This is a genomic window from Streptomyces phytophilus (assembly GCF_013870535.1).
In the GTDB taxonomy this organism is placed as follows: Bacteria; Actinomycetota; Actinomycetes; order Streptomycetales; family Streptomycetaceae; genus Streptomyces; species Streptomyces phytophilus.
Genome location: NZ_JACBXC010000332.1, coordinates 1 through 5,414, shown reverse-complemented (window position 1 = coordinate 5,414; position 5,414 = coordinate 1). Strand labels below are relative to the sequence as shown.

Sequence of the window (5,414 nt, the reverse complement as noted above, 5' to 3'; positions counted from 1 at the left end):
TGCGGTCGAAGAACGGCGCCCCGGCCACCGCCTCCATGGCGGCGACCTGGCGGGAGACGGCCGACTGCGTGTAGCCGAGCTGCTCGGCCGCGCGGGTGAAGGAGCCGGCGGTGGCGACGCGGTGGACGATGCGCAGGCCGGTGAGCGTGAACTCGGACATGGGCTGAAATTAGCATGCGCTCAGCTCATGGAAACGATGCCGAGTCATCGTTGGACTGCATGACTGAGGCGGTGCAGCCTTGGTGGCATGACACAGGAACCCATGGCGTACGCAGCCGCGGCACGGACACAGGAGCCCGCGGCGGCCCGGCCGTTCACGCCGGACGAACTCGTGGCCCGCCTCGTCCGCGCCGGCGAACTGGAGGTCTCCGGCGACGACCCGGCCGAAGCCGCCTCGTACTTCGACACGGACCGCTTCCGCTTCCACGGCCCCGGCGGCTTCGAGGCGGACTTCGCCGGCCTCGACGCGTACTTCGCCTCCGTACGCGCGGCGTTCGACGACCGGTCGATACGGCGCGGCGCGATCGTCGCCGCAGGGGACCGGGTGGCGTGCCGGACGTGGATCGAGGGCACGTTCGTCCGGGAGTTCACGCAGTCCCCGGCCGGTCCGCTGCCGCCGAACGGCAAGCGGGTGGTCCTCGACCTGATCAACATCTTCCGGTTCGACGGGCGCGGGCGGCTGGTCGAGGAGTGGGTACGGGTCGACAACCGGGACCTGCTGCGGCAGTTGGGCGCCGAGGGCCGGTAGCCGCGGGCCGCCCGCCCCCTTCGCCCCCGCCCGAGTTTCGACGACGCCCGAAACACCTCCCCCCGCCCCCGGCCGCCCCCGCACACTCCTGCCACAGCCCGGCGCCGCCTGTTCGGACCGACCACGGGGCGGCGCCGGGTCCCCGACCCGTACGGGGGAGGGGGCGCCCCGTACCCACCCCAGTGCCGCTACGCCTCGCAGATCTCCGGCGCCCGCTTCTTGATCCCCAGCAGGTCGAAGTAGTTCTGCCCGAGCGCGATCCGCCGGAACGCCTCGTCCCCCATGGCCTTGTTGATCCGGCTGGTCACCTCCAGCTCCTCCTTGTAGACGCCGAAGTCCTTGTCCCGCGACGCGACGAAGTCCGTCCCCGGGATCGCCTGCTCCGGGTACTCGTCGAACAGCGCCGCGTACTTCCCCCGCACCCCCGGCTTGCCGAAGTACATGTCCTCCAGCACCCGCCAGCTCAGGTCGAGCGTGAGGTTCGGGTAGCCCTCCAGGAGCCGCTCCATGAGGGCGATGTGCTCGTCGGGGTCCATGGCCGACAGCTCCTTGGAGAGCCCCATGTGCGCCCAGACGATCTTGTTCTGCGGATAGAGCCGCAGCACGCGCTCCATCAGGTGCAGATACCGCGTCGGGTCCCGGTCGTTGCCGAGGTCGGAGTGGATGGTGATCGGCATGCCGCGCCGGCGCAGCTCGTCCATGAACGGCGCCCACTCCCTGATGTCCGCCTCGTCGGCGGGCTCGTGCTTGTTGGGGAGGAGGGCCTGCTTGATGAGGTTGACCTCGCCCATCCACTGGAACATCCCCGGGAACTCCCGGTCGAGCAGCCGCATCCCGTCCATGACGGTCCCGGGGTGGGCGAGGTCCGGGTACGTCATGGACAGGGCCAGGTCGACGTCCTCCTGCTTGTGCTCGACGACGTTCTCGGCGTTGACGACGTCGTTCTTCAGGCTGGGCAGCACGGGGGTGCCGGGGCAGTCGAGGTAGTACGTGCAGGAGGAGTCCACGGGGAGCTTCTGCCCGATGCCGAAGACCCCGGCGTGCTCCACCCCGGTCCGCCTGAGGTAGCCGACGACCTCGCGGAACGGCACGGCCTCGCCCCCGAAGGGCCGGAAGTGCAGGTGCGCGTCGACGACCGAGGTGTACGGCTCGGTGCGGCGGTCGAAGCAGTCCTCCTCGGCCGCGGACACGGCGGACCCGGCGGTGGGCCCGAGGACGACGGCGGCGGCGAGCCAGGTCGTGGCGATGACTGCGGTCCTGCGACTCACGTACGGCAACGCGGATCCCCTTCGGCGGTGGAGCGGTGGGTGCAGACGAAGGGATTGTGTGATCGCCGGGACGCGAGCGGGAGACCGCACCGCCGCGCGGAGGGACAGACAACCGAAACGGGTTAACAGCCGCGGGGCCCCGGCCCGTACGCACGGCGCGGTGCCGTACGTACGGGCGGGGCGCCGCCTGTCCTCACACCCGGGCCACCGTGTCCGCCAGGACCCGCCCCGCGTCCCGCGCGGCGCTCAGCGCCTCCTCGTGCCGCAGCGCCGCCTCCGCGCGCAGCTCCTCCATGCCGGGGGTGCCGGCGGCCAGGGTCAGTTCGCGCTCGATCACGGTGAGGTCGGCCTGCCATATGTCGACCAGGACCCGGCGCAGGTACGGCGTGGAGTGGTCCCAGCCCTCCCGGGGAGCGCCCGGCCGGTAGCCGCCGCCCATGGTGGTCACCAGCACCGTGGGCTTCTCCTTGAGTACGGGGGTGGTGGCGCCGGCGCCGTTGATGACCAGGTCGGCCCAGGTCTTGAAGTGCTGGGAGACGCCGTAGTTGTAGAGCGGCACGGCGAGCAGGACGGCGTCGGCGCGGTCCAGTTCCGCGGCGAGCGCCTCGGCCAGTTCCCTGGCCCGGAGCTGCTCGGGGGTGCGCTCGGGGGCGGGGGTGTAGCCGGCGGTGGTGGCCAGCGCCCAGGCGTCGGCGGGGAGCGGGGCGGTGCCCAGGTGGCGGCGCTCGACCGGGGCGTCGGGGTGGGCCAGGGCCCACTCGGCCTGGACGGTGTCGGCGATCTCGGCGGAGGCGGAGGCGCCGGGGAGGATGCTGGCGTCGATGCGGAAGAGGTTCATAGGGTTTCGTCTCCGTATGCGGGGGATGGCGCGTCTTGCGCCGGCTCTCGATCCAGCATAAACGGACTTTACCCCGGTTAGATTCCCTGACGATACGGTGGCGACCGTGGACGGTGACCTGATCCCCCTGGAGCGCCCCCGTGCGGAGCGGGCCGACGCGGCACGAAACCGCAGGCTGCTGCTGGACACGGCCCGCCGGATGATCGACGAGACGGGCGCGGAGAACGTCACCATGGACTGCCTCGCGGAGCAGGCCGGTGTGGGGAAGGGCACGGTCTACCGCCGCTTCCGTACCCGCGCGGGGATCTTCGTCGCGCTCCTGGAGGAGGCGGAACGCACCTTCCAGCAGCGCGTGCTGTCCGGCCCGCCGCCGCTGGGCCCCGGCGGCGACCCCGTCGACCGGCTGATCGCGTACGGCCAGGGGCGCATCACGTTCCTGCTGGACAACCACGCCGTGGCCCGCGCAGCCATGGGCCAGAACCGGCCCGTGCCGGTCGCCGGCCCGGGACTCACGCGCATCCACATCCGCGTGCTGCTGGAACGCGCGGGCGTGGGCGCGACCCACCTCGACGCCCTGACCCTGCAACTCGCCGCCGCCCTGGAGGGCCCGATCCTGCTCTACCTCGCCACTCCCGACCCGGCGGAGGGGGAGAGGGAGCGCTCTCTGCAGGCGCTGGCGGAGGGCTGGAAGATCCTGGTCACCCGCGTCTGCCACCCCTGACCCACACCACACCGAGCCGCCCCCGGACCCCTCCCCGACCCGCGCGGGTACGTTCCGTACGGCACCGAGAGCGGGGAGGTCCGGGTGGCGGCGACAGGGAAGTCCGGGCGGCGCACGCCGGTCTGGTGGACGGCGTTCTGCGGCGTTCTGGGGGCGGGTGGCGGCCTGCTGGTGGCCGCGCTGTGGATCCGCGCCGGTACGTGGGTGACGGACCGCTCGTCAGGACTGGAGGGCCCGGCGCTGCTGGGCGTGGCGATCTTCATGGCGGGCATCGTCTGCATGCTCGTCGTGGCGGGCCTGGGCCTCCCCTGGCCCTACGCGGTGGCGACCGGGCTGCTGCACACCCTGCTGGTGCTGCCGCTGGCATTCCACGGCGACGCGGTCCTCGATCGGCGGGGGGAACGGGTGGCGGCCGCGGTGTCGGACGTACGCACGACCGAAGGCCCGAACACGGGCCGCACCGGCCACCACTGCCGGGTCCGCCTGCCGGACGGCACCGAGACGGAGGTCACGGGTCCGGGATGCGACGGGGACACCCGCACCGGCGACCGGCTGACCGTCTACCGGGACCCCCTGGGGCGGGTGCCCGCGAAGCTGGAGGTGCAGGTGACGGACGAGCAGCGGACGTGGGTGGCCAGGGCGGGCGCAGCGGGGTTCCTGCTGGTGGGAGCCCGCATCGGCGTCCACGTGGCCCGCCACGGCACGGCGGAGGAGGCGCCGTGACGGGGCGGAGGCGGTCTTCCGTTCAGTTCGGGATGGTCAGGTCGATGTCGAGGTCGAACGGGACGCTCAGCTTGAGCCGGTCCCGGTGGATCCCGGTCGGCACGTAGGCGCCGGTCGCCGGCTCCAGCTCGAAGACGAAGACGACGGGCTTGCCGTCCTGCTTCTCGACCCGCCAGTAGTGCTGAATGCCGGCCCTGGCGTACTTCAGCGGCTTGGTCTCCCGGTCCCGCCCCCGGGACTCGGGAGAGACGACTTCGACGGCGAGCACGACATCCCCGGCCTCGTACTTGGTCTCGCTGCCATCACCCAGCGCGCCGGAACGCAGCACGATCAGATCCGGCTCGGGTCGCTGCTGGTCGTCGATGACGACCGTCATCTCGCGCCTGACCGCCAGACCGTCCGGCACCATGCGCCGCAGCTCGATCTGCAACGTAATGATGATCTCGGAGTGAAACGAACTCTGCGGCGTCACGAAAACAAGGCTCCCGTCGATCAGCTCCGTATGCGGAGGCAGGTCGGGGAGCGTGTCCAGGTCGTCGGCCCGGTAGCCGCCGATTGGCGGCATCGGCCACGCCGGGGTCGTGTGCTCCGGCTTCTTCGGTGCCACGCTCATAGCAGGTGCTCCCATACGACGGATCCTCGCCGGTACGACCAGCGTACCCACCGGCATCGTCGATCTTGCCCCTCGAACGAGTGAGCTACCGTCAACGCGTTGACGGGCCTACGGCACATCCTGGCCGAAGGGGTCCTCGTACGGGTCTGCCGTGTCCTCGGGCGGGGCGGGATCCCAGGAGGTCTCACTCGGCGGGGGAGTGTCGCACCGCTGGAACCTGCCGACGAAGCGGCAGCCGGGCGCCGGCTCGGCCGGCTCGGTGTCGAACGGCCACGCCGCGGCGACGATGGCCAGGAGCACGCCGACGATGATCACCGGATGCACACCCTTGCCGCCCGGGCGGTCCGGGCGGTCCGGGTCGTCAGGGGCGTCCCACGCATCCGTCATGGCCGCCTCCCCGTTCCCCCGAGCGCCCCACAGTAGGAACGCGAGGGCCGGGAAGTCCCCGACATTCGGCGGTGCCCGAAAGACCCCGCCGGGGGCGCCGGTCCCGCCGGATGTCG

Annotated in this window: 8 protein-coding genes; 3 read left to right on the top strand and 5 right to left on the bottom strand. The window is 71.9% G+C overall.

From position 1 onward, the window contains the following. On the bottom strand, window positions 1–160 hold a 160-nt coding region (locus H5J30_RS16270), incomplete at its 3' end, for a LysR family transcriptional regulator (RefSeq protein ID WP_181788149.1). A gap of 87 nt (window positions 161–247) precedes the next feature. On the opposite strand from H5J30_RS16270, the gene H5J30_RS16265 reads away from it, so the two are divergent. Continuing rightward, window positions 248–748 carry an ester cyclase gene (locus H5J30_RS16265; RefSeq protein ID WP_258563351.1) on the top strand — a complete coding sequence of 167 codons (501 nt, stop codon included), beginning with the start codon at window positions 248–250 and terminating at the stop codon, window positions 746–748. Window positions 749–936: 188 nt separating this feature from the next. Here the strand turns inward: H5J30_RS16265 and H5J30_RS16260 are convergent, their stop codons facing one another. Both H5J30_RS16260 and H5J30_RS16255 read right to left on the bottom strand, forming a co-directional pair. Beyond that, window positions 937–2,016, bottom strand: coding sequence for an amidohydrolase family protein (locus tag H5J30_RS16260; protein WP_309505549.1), 1,080 nt, complete (start codon window positions 2,014–2,016; stop codon window positions 937–939). Window positions 2,017–2,209: 193 nt separating this feature from the next. Beyond that, entirely contained in the window at window positions 2,210–2,854 is a 645-nt protein-coding gene (locus tag H5J30_RS16255; protein WP_181788147.1) for an FMN-dependent NADH-azoreductase, read from the bottom strand. Between the two features lie 97 nt (window positions 2,855–2,951). Between H5J30_RS16255 and H5J30_RS16250 the strand changes: the two genes are divergently transcribed. Then, window positions 2,952–3,575: a TetR/AcrR family transcriptional regulator gene (locus tag H5J30_RS16250; protein ID WP_181788146.1), complete on the top strand. Its 624-nt coding sequence runs from the start codon at window positions 2,952–2,954 to the stop codon at window positions 3,573–3,575. Between the two features lie 84 nt (window positions 3,576–3,659). Further along, on the top strand, window positions 3,660–4,298 hold the full coding sequence (locus tag H5J30_RS16245; protein ID WP_181788145.1) for a hypothetical protein: 639 nt from the start codon (window positions 3,660–3,662) through the stop codon (window positions 4,296–4,298). A gap of 22 nt (window positions 4,299–4,320) precedes the next feature. On the opposite strand, the gene H5J30_RS16240 is transcribed toward H5J30_RS16245, so the two are convergent. Together H5J30_RS16240 and H5J30_RS16235 are read right to left on the bottom strand one after the other, a co-directional pair. Next, window positions 4,321–4,911, bottom strand: coding sequence for a Uma2 family endonuclease (locus H5J30_RS16240; protein ID WP_181788144.1), 591 nt, complete (start codon window positions 4,909–4,911; stop codon window positions 4,321–4,323). Window positions 4,912–5,019: 108 nt separating this feature from the next. Further along, window positions 5,020–5,298, bottom strand: coding sequence for a hypothetical protein (locus tag H5J30_RS16235; protein ID WP_181788143.1), 279 nt, complete (start codon window positions 5,296–5,298; stop codon window positions 5,020–5,022). Between the last annotated feature and the right edge of the window lie 116 nt (window positions 5,299–5,414).